Below are 17,576 nucleotides of genomic sequence, written 5' to 3' on the forward strand. Positions count from 1 at the left end.
TGTGTGGGGCCCCCTCGCCCCCGCGGGGGGGGGGGGGGGGGGGGGGGGGGCGCCCCCCCCCCCCCCCGCGGCGCTGCCGCGAGGCTGGAAACCCGGTGGTCCAGCAACTCACGCTTTAGCGGTGACGAGCCCCAGCCATAGCAGGGAGAGCCGTCGTCCCCTGCTGCGCTACGCGCTTCTCTCACGGCTGGCAGCAGGCACGCAACGACTACCCAACCACCACCTGCTCGCGGTGCGCCGCCTGGGCCTCGACGACGGCGACCGCCGTCATGTTGACGATGCCGCGCGCGGTTACCGTCGGCGTCAGCACATGCGCGGGCTTGGCCGGCCCGAGCAGAATGGGTCCGACGGGCAGCGCATCGGCCAGCACCTTGGTGAGCTGGAAGGCGATGTTGGCGGCGTCGAGGTTGGGCATGACGAGCACGTTGGCCTCGCCCTTCAGCCGCGAAGACGGCAGCTTGCGGTCGCGAACCATCTGCGAGATCGCCGTGTCCGCCTGCATCTCGCCGTCGACCTCGAGATGCGGCGCCCTGTCGCGCAGGAGGCCGAGGGCTTCACGCATCTTGAGCGCCGAGCGCGTATCCGCCGAGCCGAAATCCGAATGCGATAGCAAGGCGATGTGCGGCTCGATGCCGAAGCGCGTCACGTGCTCGGCGCACAGCATCGTCATCTCGGCGATCTCTTCGGCGCTCGGGTCCGGCCGCACATGCGTGTCGGCGAGGAAGTAGTGCCCCTTTGAGGTGATGACGAGGCTCATGGCCGAGAATTCGCGCACGCCGGGCGTCAGGCCGATGATGTCGCGGATGTGCTTGAGGCGGGACTGGAAGCGCCCCTCGAGCCCGCACAGCATGGCATCCGCATCGCCGCGCGCGAGCGCGACCGCCGCGATGACGGTGGTGTTGGTGCGCACCAGTGTTTTGGCCGCATCCGGCGTGATGCCCTTGCGCCCCGCGACGTCGAGATAGGTCGCGACATAGTCGCGGTAGCGCGGATCGTCCTCGGGGTTGATGAGCTCGAAATCCTTGCCGGGCCGGATCGAGAGGCCGAAGCGCTTCAGCCGCGTCTCGACGACGGCCGGGCGGCCGATGAGGATCGGCTGGGCGATGCCGTCCTCGATCACCGCCTGGGCCGCCCTGAGCATGCGCTCGTCCTCGCCCTCGGCATAGATGACGCGCTTGGGCTCGGCCTTCGCCTGGGTAAAGACCGGCTTCATGATGAAGCCCGAGCGGAAGACGAAACGCCCGAGCGATTCCCGATAGGCCTCAAGGTCCTCGATCGGCTTGCGCGCCACGCCCGTGTCCATGGCGGCCTTCGCCACGGCCGGCGCGATGCGCAGGATGAGCCGCGGATCGAACGGGCTCGGGATGAGCGAATCGGCGCCGAAGGTGCGCGCCTCCCCTCCATAGGCACGGGCGACGACCTCCGACGGGGCCTCGCGCGCGAGGGCGGCGATCGCTTCCACCGCCGCGGCCTTCATGGCCTCGTTGATGGTCGAGGCATGCACGTCGAGCGCGCCGCGGAAGATGTAGGGGAAGCACAGGACGTTGTTGACCTGGTTCGGATAGTCCGAGCGGCCGGTGCAGATCATGGCGTCCGGCCGCACCGCCACGGCGTCCTCCGGCATGATCTCCGGGTTCGGGTTGGCGAGCGCCAGGATGAGCGGCTTGTCCGCCATCTTCGCCACCATCTCCGGCTTCAGCACGCCGGCGGCGGACAGGCCGAGGAAAACATCCGCCCCGCCGATCACCTCGTCGAGCTTGCGCGCGTCGGTCTTCTGGGCATAGGCCGCCTTCCAGCGATCCATCAGCGCCTCGCGCCCCTCGTAGACGACGCCCTCGATGTCCGTGACCCAGATGTTCTCGCGCCGGGCGCCGAGCGAGACGAGCAGGTTGAGGCAGGCAAGCGCCGCCGCGCCCGCGCCGGAAGCCACGATCTTGACGTCGCCGATCGCCTTGCCCGCAAGCTCCAGCGCATTGGTCACGGCCGCGCCGACGATGATCGCCGTGCCGTGCTGGTCGTCGTGGAAGACGGGAATGCCCATGCGGGCCTTCAGCTGCTCCTCCACCTCGAAGCACTCGGGCGCCTTGATGTCCTCGAGGTTGATGCCGCCGAAGGTGGGCTCGAGCGCCGCCACGACGTCGACCAGCTTGTCGACCGCCGTCTCGGCGAGCTCGATGTCGAACACGTCGATGCCGGCGAACTTCTTGAAGAGGACCGCCTTGCCCTCCATCACAGGCTTCGAGGCGAGCGGCCCGATGTTGCCGAGGCCGAGCACCGCCGTGCCGTTGGAGACGACGGCGACGAGGTTCTGCCGTGCCGTGACGGTGGCGGCCTCGGCCGGGTCGGCGACGATCTCGAGGCAGGCGGCGGCAACGCCCGGCGAATAGGCGAGCGCGAGATCGCGCTGGTTGCCGAGGGGCTTGGTGGGCTGGATCTCGAGCTTACCGGGCCGTGGATTGCGGTGATAGAACAGCGCGCCCGATTTCAGATCCTGCGAGATATTGTCCGCCATACCGTCCCTCCCCGGACCGCCCCTTGCCGACGGTCCCGACCCCATCACGATTTCCGCTCGGCCACCACCAGCCATTGCTTGGCGAGCAGCGTCTCCAGCCGGCCGAAGCTCAGCGCCATCAGGAGCCAGCGCGCATCGGGAAAGCGGAAGCGCTGCACCGAATGCACGCCAACCAGCGTCAGGCCGCCGACCGTCGCCAGCTCCGCCGCCGTCTCCTTGACGAAGAAGCGCAGATGCGTGCGATCGAGCAGCCCTGCGTCGCGATAGCGGAAATCGCCCTTCATCAGCAACCGCCAGATGAATTTCCAGTGCCGGATATTGGGCACCGAGACGATAAGCCGTCCTCCCGGCGCAAGGAGTGCCGACAGGCGTTTCACCATCGTCCAGGGGTCGGCCATGTGCTCGAGCACGTCGAGGCACAGCACGAGGTCGAGCGAGCCGGGCGCGATCTCGGCCTCCAGCGCCGCCGCCTGGGCATCGCCGCGCCACAGCCGGTCGAAATGCGGCTCGGCCTGCGCCGCCACGGCATCGACATACTCGATGCCGCCCTTCCACACCACGGCATGGCGAGCCGCCACGGCCCGCGTGGTCGCGCCGGCGCCGCAGCCGACGTCGAGCAGGCGCGTGACGCGCGCGGGCAGGAAGGGCAGTACCTCGGTGCGGGCGGTGTCGTAATAGCGGTCGAGCATCGTCAGCCGGTCGATCAGGGCCTTCCGCCTAGCAGGTCGTGCCGCCGCAGGCCAGCCTCAATCTCAGCCTCGCCCCCCGTCTCCAGCGCCCCTGAGAGCGGCAAGGACGGCGGCCGTATCGCCGGACAGGAGGAGCGCCATGAGCGGCACCAGCTCGGCCCGCGGGCGCTCCCACCAACGGGCGGCGACGAGCGCCTCGACCGTCGCCTCGTCGAAGCGGCGGCGCACGACCCGCGCCGGATTGCCGACGACGACCGCATAGGCCGGCACGTCGCGCGCCACCACCGCCCGCGCGCCGATGACGGCGCCGGGCCCGATGGTGACGCCGGACAGGATGGTCGCGCCCGAGCCCACCCACACGTCCGCGCCGATGACGACATCGCCGCGCGTCGCCTCGGGCGTCGGCAACCCTCGCGCCTCCGGCCACAGCTCCGGCAGGCCCGAGAAGGGATAGGTCGTCACCCAGTCGGTGCGGTGGTTGCCGCCGAGGAAGACGGTGACGTCATCGGCGAAGGAACAGTAGGGGCCGATGACGAGGCACCCGCCCTCGCCCCAGCGTCGCACGCGCAGCCGGCCATAGCTGTAGTCGCCGATCTGCCAGCCGAAGCGGGCGGCCTCGCGCGCATGGAAGAGGCGCGTGAGGTTGTGGGGATTGGTCCAGCGCCGCCACAGCTTCTCGATCCACATGGCTGTCTCCCTAGTCCAGCCCTTCGCGCGCCAGCGCGCCGCGCCCCGTCAGCCATGCCCACGCCCCGGCGGCCGAGCCGCCGTAGCGCTCGATGAGCCGCCGGTTGAAGGTGAGGCAGGCACCCGCCGCCTTGAGCGCGTTGACGGCGAACATGCCAAACGCCGGATCCGGCAGGCCGTACTTGCGCGACACATAGGCGCGCGACCACGCCTGGTGCCAGCGGGACCGGAAGATGCGGCCCGGCTCCGGCGCGCTGGAGCGGCCGCGCCCGTGCATGGCCCGCGCCGCATCGACATGGATCAGTGCCCGGCCGGAATCGGCCATGCGCCGACACAGGTCGTCATCCTCGTAGAAGAGGAAGATCGTCTCGTCGAAGCCGCCGAGCGCGAGGAAGACGTCCCGCCGGCAGAACAGCGCCGCCCCGGACAGGAAAGGCGCGCAGCAGTCCCCCTCCGGCAGCACGAGGCGCCCGGAAGGATTGTGGAGATAGGGCGAGAGCAGCGAGCGCGGCTGGAAGAAGAAGCGCCCGTCCGCCTCCTCGATGCGCGGGGCGAGGAGCCCGGCATCGGGATAGCGCTCGGCCGCGGCGAGAAGCGCTTTGACCGCACCGGCATCGAGCACGAGGTCCGGATTGACGATGAGGACGAATTCGCTCGCGGCGGCCCGCACGCCGATGTTGCTGGCGCGGCCGTAGCCCTCGTTGCGGGCGCTGCGGATCACCCGCGCGCCGAGATGCTCGGCAAGCGCGGTCGAGCCGTCGCGGCTCGCATTATCGACGACGATCGCCGCGGCGCCGCAGGCCGCGACGGCCGCCAGGCAGGTCGGCAGGCAATGGGCCGAATCGTGGGTGACGACGACCGCCGTGACGGCCGAGGCATCGAGCGGCAAGACAGAACCCGTCGAAGAAGGGCCCGGAGCCCGGAAAACAGGCGAAGGGCCGGCGGCGGCCGGCCCTTCGTCGCTTTGACGCAAATCAGGCTGCAAGACAAGTCGAGCGGACGAATGGCCGGCGTGAGGGCCGACGCGCCTCAGCCGCCGCGCCGCCCGCTCATTGCCCGCCGCACGAGCGGGATGACGGCATAGACCATGCCGAAGACCATGAGCGGCACGATGGCGAGTGTGCGCAGGAAGACCGGCCAGTCCTCCATCAGCGGCCCGAGACCGTAGAGGATGGCGGTGATCAGCACATAGGCCCCGGGAATGAGGGCGAGCGAGAAGCGCAGGCGCGACGGCTGCGCTGCAGGAGAGGCGGCGGGGGAAGGAGAAGAAGGGGAAACAGCGGAAGGCATGGGGAACCGTCTCCGTAGAAAACGAAACGATCCGTATCGTTTCGGCCATGGATATAAACGGGCCGTTTCGTTATGTTAAGGGGCGGAGCGAAAAAACCTGCAGGAAACCGGAGGAGCCCCATGTCCCGCCCCCCTCGTCCGCCGGCGGGCGTCCCGCCGAGCGAGCCGGCCGACAGGTCGATCCCGCCCGACGCGGACGATGACGACGGAGCCCCCTCCCCGTCCGGCACGGCAGGCGGGCGCGGCCGCCGCACCTCCATCGGCGCGCGGCGCAACCCGGCGAGCGAGGCGGCGGTCATCGCCGCCGCACGATCCTTGTTGCAGGAAAAAGGTTACGCGGGCTTTTCCATCGACGAGGTGGCGCGCCGCGCGGGCGCCGGCAAGCCGACGATCTACCGCTGGTGGCCGACGAAGGCCGACCTCTTCATCGCCATCTACCAGGCGGACAAGGCGGCCGCCATCGCCATGCCCGACACGGGCTCGCTGGCGCGGGACCTGCGCACGCTCGTCAACGCGCTCTGGGCCTTCTGGCGCACGACGCCCTCGGGTGGCGCCTTCCGCGCCCTCATCGCCGAGGCGCAGACCAACCCCGTCTCCCTCGCCGCCTTGCGCGACCGCTTCGTCCCCCAGCACATGTGCCGCCTGCGGGAAGTCTTCGACCGGGCCGTGGAGCGCGGCGAGATCGCGCCCGACAATGTCGAGGCGCTCGTCGAGCTCTATTTCGGCTTCAACTGGTTCCGCCTCCTGATGAACCGCATCGACGACGACCCGGACCACGTGGCGCGGGCCGTGCAGATGATGGTCGAGGGGGCGCGGCGGTAGGCTATTCCACGAGCGGGATCGCCTCGCCGAGGGTCAGCCAGTCGGGCCGACGACCGGCATTGAAGAGGGCGGCCGGCGGGCCGACGTCCGCTTGCTCGAAACACCCGGCCGACACGACGAGCCCGTCAGAGATCACCTCCGCCTCCATGTAGAGCTGCGTCCCGCAGACTGGGCAGAAGATCTGCTCCACCCAGCGCCCCGCATCGCTGCCACGCCGGAAGCGGCGATGCTCGCCAGTGGTGCGCACCACGGCGCTCTTGCCGTAGCGCGCCCGCCAGCCGAAGGCCGAGCCCGTCGCCCGCTGGCATTCGCGGCAACCACAGGCATAGACCCGGTCCGGCGGCCCGGCGAGCGTGAGGCTCAGCTGCCCGCAGGTGCAGCGGGCGGTGCGCTCCCGCTCCGCTTCAGGCGGCATGGCGCACCCCGCCCCGCTCGATGAAACGCATCAGCGCCGCGAAATCGTCCGCCGCGTGGCCGGCCGCGAGCGCGGCCTTGAACAGCCCGTCGAGTGCCGCCGGAAGCGCGCGGTCCAGCCCGTGCTCGTCGCCGATGGCCAGGAGATGATGGAAGGCGCTGTAATGCGCCTCGATGGTCGCGAGCGTCGCGGCGTCGCCGCGCCAGCGCCCCTCGCCCACCCGCGCGATGAGATCGTCGGTCGCCGCATCGACCACCGGCTGGAAGTCCCGCATGTATCGGGCATAGGCCTCCAGGCCGATGCCCTCTGCGCGGACCACCGCCAGCGCCTGCAGGGTGCCGAAGAGCTTGCCCCACATCTGCGTCAGCAGCCCCGTGTCGAGCGCGGACGCATGGCCCGCATCCTCGCCGACGAACACGCCGTTGCCGCCGAACACGCGCAGCACGTCGCGATGGCGTTCGAACGCCTGCCGCATGCCGGAGTAGAGTATCGTCGTCTCCGCCCCGCCGATGAAGTTCGGCGTCGCCATGATGGCGCCGTCGAGATAGGCGATGCTCCGCTCCGCCGCCCATCGGCCGGCCTCGCGCGCCTGCCGGGGCGAACCGGACGTGAGCTGCACCACCACCTTGCCGGCGAGCGCGCGTTCCACCGCCAGCATGCGCAGCAGCGCGTCCGCCGCCGCATAATCGATGACATTGACGATGACGACATCCGATGCGGCCACCGCTTCTGCCAGTGATTCAGGGGCGTGCGCGCCCGCCGCGACGAGGGGAGCGACCTTCTCCGGCGAGCGGTTCCATACGCGCGTTTCGATGCCCTCTGCGAGCAAGGCTCTCGCGAACGCCGAGCCCATGCGGCCGGCGCCGACGACACAAGTCTTTGTCATGACGGGAAACCCCACCTATCTTGGCGAGCAGCACCCGCCGGGTTGCCGATTGATAGGCGCGGCCTGGCGACAGTGTAAATTACGCACTTTCAAGTAAGCGCTCACCCCAAGGTAAGTGGTTTTGCAATGAAACGCCTCGAAACCGACGAATGCGGCTTCGCCAGCGCCCTCAATGCCATCTCGGGCAAGTGGAAGATGGGCATCCTGTGGGAAGTGACGCTCCGGCCCCGCTGTTTCGGCGAGCTGCGCCGGCTGCTGCCGGGCGTGAGCGAGAAGGTTCTGGCGCAGCAACTGCGCGAGATGGAGGCCGACGACCTCATCCGCCGCGAGGTCTTCCCCGGCGCCGTGCAGAAGGTGGAATATTCCGCGACCGACTTCGGCCGCAGCCTCAACGAGGCCGTCGACGCGCTGTCGCGCTGGGGCAAGGAGTTCGAGAAGCGGCAGGAGCGCAAAGCGATGGTGGCCTGACGCCTCAAGGGACCGTCTCCGCCGCCGAAAAGGAAGGGCGCCCGCTGGGGCGCCCTCGACATTGCCGGTCCGGCTCACTTCTCCGGCAGGTTCAGCCGGATGTGCAGCTCCCTGAGCTGCTTCATCGTCACCTCGGACGGCGCGCCCATCATCAGGTCCTCCGCCCGCTGGTTCATGGGGAAGAGGACGACCTCGCGCAGGTTCTGCTCGTTGCAGAGCAGCATGACGATGCGGTCGACGCCCGGGGCGATGCCACCGTGCGGCGGGGCGCCGTAGCTGAGGGCGCGCAGCATGCCGCCGAACTTCGCCTCCAGCACGTCCTCGCCGTAGCCGGCGATGGCGAAGGCCTTGCGCATGATGTCCGGCCGGTGGTTACGGATGGCGCCCGACGACAGCTCCACGCCGTTGCAGACGATGTCGTACTGGAAGGCCGTGATGCCGAGGATCGTCTTCTCGTCCGCCGGGTCGAGCGCCAGGAAGGCGTCGTGGTCGAAGTTCGGCATGGAGAACGGGTTGTGGGAGAAGTCGATCTTCTTCTCCTCCTCGTTCCACTCGAACATCGGGAAGTCGGTGATCCAGCACAGGTCGAAGCGCTCACGGTCGATGAGGTCGAGCTCCTCGCCGATGCGCGTGCGCGCCTTGCCGGCGAGCCCGGCCGCCTTGGCCTCCTCCCCCGCCGAGAAGAACACGGCGTCTCCGGCGCGCACACCGGCGGCCAGGGCGATGGCGGCCTGCGCCTCGGCCGGCACGAACTTGGCGATCGGCCCCTTGCCGACGAGTTCGCCCCCCTCGTCCTCGAAGACGATGTAGCCGAGCCCCGGCGCGCCCTCGCCCCGCGCCCAGTCGTTGAGCTTGTCGAAGAACGAGCGCGGCTGGCCCGCCGCCCCCGGCGCGGGGATGGCACGCACCACGCCGCCGGCCTTGATGACGTTCTTGAAGGCGTTGAACGTCACGTCCTCGCGCAGGAACTCGGCGGTGACGTCGGCGATGATGATGGGGTTGCGCAGGTCCGGCTTGTCGACGCCGTATTTCAGCATCGCCTCGGCGTAGGGAATGCGCGGGAAGACGGGCGTCACCGGCCGGCCCTCGCCGAATTCCTCGAAGACGCCGCGCAGCACCGGCTCCACCGCCTGGAACACGTCCTCCTGCGTGACGAAGCTCATCTCGATATCGAGCTGGTAGAACTCGCCCGGCGAGCGGTCGGCACGCGCGTCCTCGTCGCGGAAGCAGGGCGCGATCTGGAAATAGCGGTCGAAGCCGGCGATCATCGTCAGCTGCTTGAACTGCTGCGGCGCCTGCGGAAGGGCGTAGAACTTGCCCGGATGCAGGCGGCTCGGCACCAGGAAGTCGCGCGCCCCCTCCGGCGAGGAGGCGGTGAGGATCGGCGTCTGGAACTCGAAGAAGCCGCCCTCCTTCATGCGCCGGCGCAGCGAATCGATGATCTGGCCGCGCTTGACGATGTTCTGGTGCAGCTTCTCGCGCCGAAGGTCGAGGAAGCGGTACTTGAGCCGCGTCTCCTCGGGGAAGTTCTGCTCGCCGAAGACCTGCATCGGCAGTTCGCCCGCCGGGCCCAGCACCTCGATCTCCGTGATGTAGAGCTCGACGTTGCCTGTCGGCAGCTCCGGGTTCTCGGTGCCGGCCGGGCGGTTGCGCACCTTGCCGTCGACGCGCACCACCCATTCCGAGCGCAGGGTGTCGGCCACCTTGAAGGCCGGCGAATCCGGATCGACGACGCATTGCGTCAGCCCGTAATGATCGCGCAGATCGATGAACAGCACGCCGCCGTGGTCGCGAATGCGATGGCACCAGCCCGAGAGGCGAACGGTCTCGCCGACATGGGTTTCGCGGAGCGCGCCGCAGGTATGTGAACGGTAGCGATGCATGGGCACGGTGTTCCGGCTCGACGATCGGACGAAGGGTGAATGAGCGCCCGCGCGCGGCAACGGCGCGGCCGCGGGAGAAGCCCACGAGACGGCACGAATGTCAAGGATAGGCCGCGACAAGCGGCCAAGTCTGAGTTATAGCGCGAATACCATGGACTTGATTGCTACGACCGACGCCCTCGCCGCCGCCTGTGCCCGCCTCGCCAAATTCCCCTTCGTCACCGTGGATACGGAATTTCTGCGGGAGACGACGTATTATGCCAAGCTCTGCCTGATCCAGATGGCGAGCCCGGCCGAGGCCGTGCTCGTCGATCCCCTGGCGGAGGACATGGACCTTGCGCCCTTCTATGCGCTGATGGCCGATACCAACGTGGTCAAGGTCTTCCACTCGGCGCGGCAGGACATCGAGATCATCTGGCAGGGCGGCAGCGTCATCCCGACCCCGCTCTTCGACACGCAGGTCGCCGCCATGGTCTGCGGCTATGGCGACTCGGTGTCCTACGAGCAACTGGTCAACGACCTCGCCAAGGCACGCATCGACAAGTCTTCCCGCTTCACGGACTGGTCGCGCCGCCCGCTCAGCGAGCAGCAGCTCGCCTATGCCCTCTCGGACGTGACGCATCTGCGCACCGTCTATGCGGCGCTGCATGCGGACCTGGCCGAGAGCGGGCGCGAAAGCTGGCTCGACGAGGAGATGGCGGTGCTCACCGCGCCCGCCACCTACGACACCCATCCCGAGGATGCCTGGCAGCGCCTCAAGGGGCGCATCAAGAAGCCGAAGGAAGCCGCGGTGCTGATGGAGATCGCGGCCTGGCGCGAGCGCGAGGCTCGCAGCCGCAACGTGCCGCGGTCGCGCATCATGAAGGACGACGCCCTCATCGACATCGCCGTGCACGCGCCGACGACGCCGGAGGCGCTCGGCGCGCTGCGCTCCGTCCCCAACGGCTTCGAGCGCTCGCGCCCGGCCGGCGACATCCTCGCCGCCGTCGCACGCGGCGTGGCGCGCGATCCGAAGTCCGTCAGCCTCGGCGAGCGCGGCCGCAAGGCCGGCACCAACGGCGCCACCATCGAGATGCTCAAGGTGCTGTTGAAGGCTGTGGCGGAGAACGAGCGGGTCGCCCCGAAGATCCTCGCCACGGTGGATGACCTCGAGGCCATCGCCCTCGACGACGAGGCGGACGTGCCGGCGCTCACCGGCTGGCGGCGCCAGCTCTTCGGCGAGAAGGCACTCGCCCTGAAGGCCGGGCGCCTGGCGCTCACCGTGGACCGCGGGCGCGTGCGCCTCATCGAATATTGATTAGGCCGCCTCGCTGAGGAACTCGTCGAGGGCACCGACGAGGAACTGGGCCGATGGGGTGAAGTCCTGCGACAGGGCGGCGAGGCTCTGCGCGGCATCGCGCGTTTTGGCCACCGTCCCACCCATGGCCGACAGGCTCTCGTTCAACAGCGACAACGTCGCCACGCCTGCCCCCGAATCCCTATTGTGCAACGCGCACGTTGTGGAGACCCGGCATTGCGGAACCGTTACCCTTGCGTGAAACTTCTGCGACAGACCTTTGTAGTAAAATCCGTTTCCAGTCCCACGAGGCCTACCTGCCATTCTGGATGAGGGGCTCGCGGCCGACGAGGCGTGCGAGCTGTTTGACCCGGTTCAAGAGCCGGTCGCTCGCGAGCGCAGCGAGGTCGCCGGGCAGCGCCAGCACCAGCTTGCCGCCGTGCCCCGTGATCGGCGCCCGCGGCAGGACCCCCGGCATGGCCGCCGAGACGAGATAGGCGACCCGCATGGCACCGCCGAGGATGCGCGCCCGGTCGATCATCCGGGTCGTCACCAGTTCCCGGATGCGCGGGCTGATGTCGTCCACCGACAGGCCGACATGGCGGAAGAAGACCGACAGGGCCAGGAAGGCGCGGCCGGGATGGTCGACGCCGACGAAGGCGGCATGGGCGATGATGTTGAGCCCCTGCTCGCCGCGATAGTCGGGATGCGCGCGCCAGCCGATGTCGGCGAGGAGGCACGCGGCATGGCGCAGGCGGCGTTCCTCCCCCGTCTCGTCGAGGTGGAGCGAGGCAACGAGCTTGTCCGTCCAGCCGATCAGTTCCTCGCCGTGCATCGGCGCGCGCGAGCGCAGCAGGTTGAGCTCGCGCGCCGCGGAGAGCAGCGGATCCGTCCGCCGCTCCTCGTTGGACAACTTCTCGTAGAGCAGCCCTTCGCGCACCCCCTGCGCCGAGATGACGACCTTCTTGGGTTTGCCCTTGCGGATGATCTCTTCCAGCAGCAGCGCCCCGTAGCCGAGCAAGGGCCGGCGGGCCGCCGAGACCGCCTCGATCGATTCGAGCGTGTCGGCATCGACGCGCTCGACGATCTTGGCGAAGTCCGTGACGTCCTTCGGCGCCACCGTATAGCCGTGCATCACGTGCAGCGGATAGCCTTTCTGCGTCATGTGCAGGCGCGCCAGGGCGCGCCACGTGCCGCCGACGGCATAGAAGGTGCGCCCCTTCAGGCGCTCCAGCGGCTCAGCCTTGGCGAAGGCGTCGCGCACCACCTTCGAGGCCTTGCGTATGTTGCCGCCGGTCGTGTCCTGCAGCGCGAGGCCCCCGAGCGGCAGCGAGACACCCTTGCCGAGTTCGAAACCGCGCACGTCGATGAGCTCGAGGCTGCCGCCACCCATGTCGCCGACGACGCCGTCGGCATCGTGGAAGCCGGACATGACGCCGAGCGCCGAGAGCTGCGCCTCCCGGCTGCCCGAGATGAGCTCGATGGGATGGCCGATCGCCGCCTCGGCCCGGGCGAGGAAGTCCGGCCCGTTCTCGGCGTCGCGCGCCGCCGCCGTCGCCAGCACGTGCACCGAGCCGACCTGCATGAGCCCGCACAGGACGCGAAAGCGCGCCAGCGCCCTGAGCGCCTTCTCGACGGCATCGTCGTGCAGCCGCTTCGTCGTCGCCACACTGCGGCCGAGGCCGCAGAGGACCTTTTCGTTGAAGATCGGCGTCGGCGCCCGCGTCATGCCCTCGTAGGCGACGAGGCGGACCGAGTTGGAGCCGATATCAACGATGGCCACCGGTGAGCCGACGTCGAGTCGGCCCGGGGCACGCAGTTCAGGCAGAGGATCCCTTGGCGAGGGTCCTGGGGCGCGAATCCTTGAGAGACTTTCCACGTCCAGACAGACTCGGGTTCGTCATGAAGTACTGATGAGCGTTGAAGGACTGCTCCCCCTTGCCCGGGATGATGCGCTTGCTCGTCCCATCGGGCAATACAGTCCAGCTCTGCTCGTTGTCCAGCAGATTGGCGAGCATGATCTGCTCGAGGATCTGCTCGTGCACGGTCGGATTAGAGATCGGCAGCAGCGCCTCGACCCGCCGATCGAGGTTTCGCTGCATCAGGTCGGCGGAGGAAATGTAGAGATGCGCCTTGGCATGCGGCAGCCCGTGCCCGTTGCCGAAGGCGTAGATGCGGCTGTGCTCGAGGAAGCGGCCGACGATGGACTTGACGCGGATGTTCTCCGACAGGCCCGGAATGCCGGGCCTGAGGCAGCAGATGCCGCGCACGATGAAGTCGACCTGCACGCCGGCTCGGCTCGCCTCGTAGAGCGCGTCGATGATCGTCGAATCGACCAGCGAGTTGCACTTGCCCCAGATCTGGGCCGGGCGGCCGGCCTTCGCATGGGCGATTTCCTCCTCAATATGCTTGAGGAGGCGCGCCTTCAGCGTCACGGGAGACACGGCCATGCGCTCAAGCTCGGCCGGCTCGGCATAGCCGGTGATGAAGTTGAAGATGCGCGCAACGTCCCGCGCGATGACGGGGTCGGCCGTGAAGAACGACAGGTCGGTGTAGATGCGCGCCGTGATCGGGTGGTAGTTGCCCGTGCCGACATGGCAATAGGTGACGAGTTGCCCGCCTTCGCGGCGCACCACCGACGACAGCTTGGCGTGGGTCTTGAGCTCGATGAAGCCGAAGACCACCTGCGCTCCTGCCCGTTCGAGGTCCCGCGCCCAGCGGATGTTGGCCTCCTCGTCGAATCGCGCCTTGAGCTCGACGAGCGCCGTCACGGACTTGCCGGCCTCGGCCGCCTCCGCGAGCGCCTTGACGATGGGCGAGTCCGACGAGGTGCGGTAGAGCGTCTGCTTGATGGCCACCACATTGGGATCGCGTGCCGCCTGCTGCAGGAACTGCACCACCACGTCGAAGGATTCGTAGGGGTGGTGGACGACGATGTCCTTCTGGCGGATGGCGGCGAAGCAATCGCCCCCGTGCTCGCGGATGCGTTCGGGAAAGCGCGGGTTGTAGGGCTTGAACTTGAGGTCGGGCCGGTCGAGCCCGACGAGCTGGCTGAGCTCGTTGAGCGCCAGCATGCCCTCGACCACGAAGATCTCGTCCGTTGTCACATTGAGTTCGTCGGCGACGAAGGCACGCAGCCCCTCGGGCATGGCCGCCTCGACCTCGAGTCGGATGACGCTGCCGCGGCGACGCTGTTTGAGGGCCGATTCGAACAGGCGCACCAGGTCTTCCGCCTCTTCCTCGATTTCGAGGTCGCTGTCGCGGATGACGCGGAAGCCCCCCTGTCCCTTCACCGTGTAGCCGGGGAAGAGCTTGGCCGTGAATAGGACGATGAGTTGTTCGAGCGCGATGAAGCGCTGGGCCCCCGTCTCGGCGAAATCCGGCAGGCGTACGAAGCGCTCCACCCGACTCGGCACGCGGATCAGCGCATTGAGCGAGCGGTTGTCGCTCTGGCGGAAGAGTGCCAGCGCCAGCGTGAAGCCGAGGTTGGAGATGAACGGGAACGGATGGGCCGGATCGACGGCGAGCGGTGTCAGCACCGGGAAAACGTGGTGAAGGAAATAATCGTCGAGCCACAGCCGCTCGGCCCTCGTCAGTTGTCCGGCATCGACGAGGACGATGCCGTTCTCGAGCAGTTCGTCCCTGAGCTCGCGCCAGCGGCGCTGCTGGTCGCTGGCGAGCACCGACACCTCGGCGCCGATGCGCATCAGCTGCTCGGCCGGCGTCAGCCCGTCCTGCGACTGGGTCATGACGCCCGAACGCACCTGGCCCCGCAGGCCCGCGACACGCACCATGAAGAACTCGTCGAGATTGTTGGCGGAGATCGACAGGAAACGCAGTTGCTCCAGCAGCGGATGGCGCTTGTTGGAGGCCTCCTCCAGCACCCGGCGGTTGAACTGCAGCCAGGATAGTTCGCGGTTGATGAAGCGTTCGGGCGACTGGCGCAGCGCCTCGACAGCGGCCGCCTCGGCCGCAACGGCCTCGCCCTGATCGAGCTTCACCGCCTCGCTCGGCCCGCCCGCCGGCTTGATCGCCTCGAGGTTCACCGTCCGCTCCCTTGTCATGTCGTTGCCGCCCTGGCTCGTCCTTGTGCGTCCATTCCAAGACAGACGCATGACGGCCCGGAAGCGGCGCCCGGCGGCTTACCACGCCGCACCTCAGCCTCCCACCGGCACGGCCGGGATGCAACCTTCGCGGAGGCGTCAGCTTTCGCCCATGGCGAGCGTGTCGAGGACAGCAAGGGCGAGCGGCCGCGTGATGCGCCGGCCGCGGCTCAAGGCCTCCCGGTCGAGGGCGGCAACGAGGCGCTGGGCAGCGGCGAGCGACCGCTCCATGCGCGGCAGGATGGACTCGACCACATTGGTATCGACGACGAGCTGCCGGTCGACGAAGAGCTTGACGAGGACGGCGCGCAGGAGCGCCTCGTCCGGCGCGCCGATGTCGACCGCCGGCGATTGCCGCAGGCGCGAGAGGAGGTCGGGCGTGGCAAGGCCCCAGGCCTCCGGCGCCGTCCGCGCTGTCAAGAGCAGGCTGCTGCCGGTGCTGCGCAGGGCGTTGAGGAGGTGGAAGAAGGCATGCTCGTCGAGCGGGCTGCGGTCGCAATCCTCCACTACCAGAGCCGGTGCGCCGGCAAGCTCCGGCACGGCCGGAAGCGTCACGGCGGCGGCATCGGCGACAGTCGCACCGGCGCGCTCGGCCCACATGACGGCAAGATGCGTCTTGCCCGCCCCCTCCGGTCCGACGAGGCGCAGGACGGGATGCGGCCAGTCGGGCCAACGCTCGATCAGGGCATAAGCGGCCTCGTTGCACGGGCTGACGAGGAAATCCTCCGCCCCGTAGCGTGGCATCAGCGCCAGATCGAGCGGCAGTTGCCGGGGCTTGTCCGCCATGGGCCGGCTCACGCGTCCGTCTCCGGCCGGGGCGGTGGCGGCAGGCCCTCGTCATAGAGCGAGCTTGCCAGATACTGCCGCACGGCAAAGCGCGCGAGGACGCCGAGCGCCGCGGCGATCGGCACGGCAAGGAGAAGGCCGACGAAGCCGAACAGCGAGCCGAAGGCGAAAAGCGCGAACATCAGCCAGACCGGGTGCAGCCCCACCGCATGACCGACGAGCTTGGGCGACAGGATGTTGCCCTCGAGGAACTGGCCGGCGAAGAAGATGGCGAGGGTCGCGCCGATCATGATGTAGTCGGGCCAGAACTGCACGATGGCGACGCCGACGGAGAGCACGAGGCCAGTCAGCGAGCCGACATAGGGGATGAAGCTGATGAGCCCGGCCCCAAGCCCGATGAGCGCCCCGAAGTTGAGGCCGATGAGCGAGAGGCCGACGGCATAGAACGTGCCGAGGATGATGCACACCAGCGCCTGGCCGCGGATGAAGCCGGCGATTGCCCCGTCCATCTCGCGGGCGAGCTGGCGGATGGTCGGCGCGTGCCGACGCGGCAACCAGTTGTCGAGGGTCGCGATCATCCGGTCCCAGTCGACGAGCAGGTAGAAGGCGACGACCGGCGTCACGACGAGCAGGGCGAAGACGTTGACGATGGCCTGCCCGCCCGACCACAGCGATTGCAGGAAGGCGCCGAGCCAGCGCGCCCCCTCCGAGACGACGTTGCCGAGGGACTGCTGCACGTCCTGCAGCACGGCAGGGCCGCCGAGCCGCTCCAGCAGCGTGCCCCCCTGCTCGGCGGCCAGCTGCTGCAGGCGCGACACCGTCTCCGGCAGCTTGCCGATGAAGGCAGCGAGCTGGTTGGCGACAATGGGGACGAGCAGGACGAGCGCGACAATGAAGAGGAGGATGAAGATGCCGAGGATGAGGAGCGTCGCCCACAACCGGCCGAGGCCGATCCGCTCCAGCCGGTCCGCCAGCGGATCGAGCAGATAGGCCAGCGCCAGACCCGCCACGAAGGGCAGCAACATGTCGCGCAGCACGTAGAGTCCCGTGACGACGAGGATCAGAGCCACCAACCAGAAGACGACCTGCCGCTGCGCGATCATGCGATATCCCGAGCTGCCGCCGGCAGCGCCTGTTCCTTGCGGACCCTTACCGGGCGCGGTTACGTGGCCATATGCCGCAGCCACAGAGCGAGATAGGCGCCCGCCGACAGCAGCGTCAAGAGCGCCACGGCCGCGAGCGCAAGATCGTGGACAACGGCGAGATCGAGCCCCAAGGCCCTTGCGCCGAGCACGAGGCCGGCAAAGCCGATCTGCGCGACGGTCGTCATCTTGCTGACCCACAGCGGCCGGATGGCGAGCGGCCGCGCCATGAGCCACGAGAGGACGATCGCCATCAGGATCATGATGTCGCGGAAGACGACGAGGATCGCAACCCACCCCGGCAGGACGCCGACGACGGCGAGGCTCACGTAGATCGAGATGAGCAGCGCCTTGTCGGCGAGCGGGTCGAGATAGGCGCCGAGTTCGCTCTGCAGGCCGAAGCGCCGCGCGAGGAAGCCGTCGACCGCGTCGGAAAGGCCGGCGACGGCGAAGAGCACGAAGGCCGCGAGCCACTGTCCCGAACCGATCATGGCGATGACGACGGGCACGAGGATGAGGCGGGCGATCGTGATGAGATTGGGCAGGGTCATGTCGGTGGGTCGGGACGAGGATGCCCCCAATCTAGGCAGCGCGGCCGCGCTGTGCGAGCCCCGGAA

The 17,576-nt window shown here is 68.7% G+C and carries 17 protein-coding genes; 3 read left to right on the plus strand and 14 right to left on the minus strand.

The genetic code is table 11. The features are described from left to right. Positions 1–208: 208 nt before the first annotated feature. The 5 genes from P2T65_RS09190 to P2T65_RS09210 form a co-directional block, all read right to left on the minus strand. Positions 209–2,512 carry an NADP-dependent malic enzyme gene (locus P2T65_RS09190; RefSeq protein ID WP_276199642.1) on the minus strand — a complete coding sequence of 768 codons (2,304 nt, stop codon included), beginning with the start codon at positions 2,510–2,512 and terminating at the stop codon, positions 209–211. Positions 2,513–2,556: 44 nt separating this feature from the next. After that, entirely contained in the window at positions 2,557–3,201 is a 645-nt protein-coding gene (locus tag P2T65_RS09195) for a methyltransferase domain-containing protein (RefSeq protein WP_055458121.1), read from the minus strand. Positions 3,202–3,264: 63 nt separating this feature from the next. Then, entirely contained in the window at positions 3,265–3,888 is a 624-nt protein-coding gene (locus tag P2T65_RS09200; RefSeq protein ID WP_276199643.1) for a CatB-related O-acetyltransferase, read from the minus strand. A 10-nt stretch (positions 3,889–3,898) separates the two neighbouring features. Beyond that, positions 3,899–4,777 carry a glycosyltransferase family 2 protein gene (locus P2T65_RS09205; RefSeq protein WP_276199644.1) on the minus strand — a complete coding sequence of 293 codons (879 nt, stop codon included), beginning with the start codon at positions 4,775–4,777 and terminating at the stop codon, positions 3,899–3,901. 140 nt (positions 4,778–4,917) lie between these two features. Continuing rightward, a complete protein-coding gene (locus P2T65_RS09210) occupies positions 4,918–5,178 on the minus strand; it encodes a hypothetical protein (RefSeq protein ID WP_055458119.1) in 261 nt (86 codons plus the stop codon). A 120-nt stretch (positions 5,179–5,298) separates the two neighbouring features. Here P2T65_RS09210 and P2T65_RS09215 point away from each other — a divergent pair, with 120 nt between their 5' ends. After that, on the plus strand, positions 5,299–6,000 hold the full coding sequence (locus P2T65_RS09215; protein WP_157672571.1) for a TetR/AcrR family transcriptional regulator: 702 nt from the start codon (positions 5,299–5,301) through the stop codon (positions 5,998–6,000). Between the two features lies 1 nt (position 6,001). Here the strand turns inward: P2T65_RS09215 and P2T65_RS09220 are convergent, their stop codons facing one another. After that, the gene (locus tag P2T65_RS09220) at positions 6,002–6,415 is read right to left on the minus strand and encodes a GFA family protein (protein ID WP_055458118.1); all 414 of its coding nucleotides are present in this window, start codon (positions 6,413–6,415) and stop codon (positions 6,002–6,004) included. Continuing rightward, positions 6,405–7,301 (minus strand): NAD(P)-binding domain-containing protein, encoded by an 897-nt coding sequence (locus P2T65_RS09225; RefSeq protein ID WP_276199645.1) that lies wholly within the window; start codon positions 7,299–7,301, stop codon positions 6,405–6,407. Before P2T65_RS09225 ends, P2T65_RS09220 begins: the two co-directional genes overlap by 11 nt. A gap of 126 nt (positions 7,302–7,427) precedes the next feature. On the opposite strand from P2T65_RS09225, the gene P2T65_RS09230 reads away from it, so the two are divergent. Further along, the gene (locus P2T65_RS09230; protein WP_276199646.1) at positions 7,428–7,769 is read left to right on the plus strand and encodes a helix-turn-helix domain-containing protein; all 342 of its coding nucleotides are present in this window, start codon (positions 7,428–7,430) and stop codon (positions 7,767–7,769) included. Positions 7,770–7,843: 74 nt separating this feature from the next. Here the strand turns inward: P2T65_RS09230 and aspS are convergent, their stop codons facing one another. Continuing rightward, on the minus strand, positions 7,844–9,652 hold the full coding sequence (gene aspS / locus P2T65_RS09235; RefSeq protein WP_276199647.1) for an aspartate--tRNA ligase: 1,809 nt from the start codon (positions 9,650–9,652) through the stop codon (positions 7,844–7,846). A gap of 151 nt (positions 9,653–9,803) precedes the next feature. Between aspS and rnd the strand changes: the two genes are divergently transcribed. Beyond that, positions 9,804–10,949: a ribonuclease D gene (gene rnd, locus P2T65_RS09240; protein WP_055458114.1), complete on the plus strand. Its 1,146-nt coding sequence runs from the start codon at positions 9,804–9,806 to the stop codon at positions 10,947–10,949. On the opposite strand, the gene P2T65_RS09245 is transcribed toward rnd, so the two are convergent. The 6 genes from P2T65_RS09245 to P2T65_RS09270 form a co-directional block, all read right to left on the minus strand. After that, the gene (locus P2T65_RS09245; protein ID WP_157672315.1) at positions 10,950–11,114 is read right to left on the minus strand and encodes a hypothetical protein; all 165 of its coding nucleotides are present in this window, start codon (positions 11,112–11,114) and stop codon (positions 10,950–10,952) included. 127 nt (positions 11,115–11,241) lie between these two features. Further along, positions 11,242–12,711 carry an exopolyphosphatase gene (ppx, locus tag P2T65_RS09250; RefSeq protein ID WP_096335163.1) on the minus strand — a complete coding sequence of 490 codons (1,470 nt, stop codon included), beginning with the start codon at positions 12,709–12,711 and terminating at the stop codon, positions 11,242–11,244. 37 nt (positions 12,712–12,748) lie between these two features. Beyond that, positions 12,749–14,992, minus strand: a complete 2,244-nt coding sequence (locus P2T65_RS09255; protein ID WP_072249428.1) for an RNA degradosome polyphosphate kinase — start codon at positions 14,990–14,992, stop codon at positions 12,749–12,751. A 138-nt stretch (positions 14,993–15,130) separates the two neighbouring features. Next, on the minus strand, positions 15,131–15,817 hold the full coding sequence (locus tag P2T65_RS09260; protein WP_055458112.1) for a DnaA/Hda family protein: 687 nt from the start codon (positions 15,815–15,817) through the stop codon (positions 15,131–15,133). An 8-nt stretch (positions 15,818–15,825) separates the two neighbouring features. Then, positions 15,826–16,920, minus strand: a complete 1,095-nt coding sequence (locus P2T65_RS09265; protein WP_055458111.1) for an AI-2E family transporter — start codon at positions 16,918–16,920, stop codon at positions 15,826–15,828. A gap of 59 nt (positions 16,921–16,979) precedes the next feature. After that, positions 16,980–17,510 (minus strand): CDP-alcohol phosphatidyltransferase family protein, encoded by a 531-nt coding sequence (locus tag P2T65_RS09270; protein WP_055458110.1) that lies wholly within the window; start codon positions 17,508–17,510, stop codon positions 16,980–16,982. Positions 17,511–17,576: the final 66 nt, after the last annotated feature.

The sequence above is a fragment of the Chelatococcus sp. XZ-Ab1 genome, assembly GCF_029309855.1.
GTDB lineage: Bacteria > Pseudomonadota > Alphaproteobacteria > Rhizobiales > Beijerinckiaceae > Chelatococcus_A > Chelatococcus_A sambhunathii.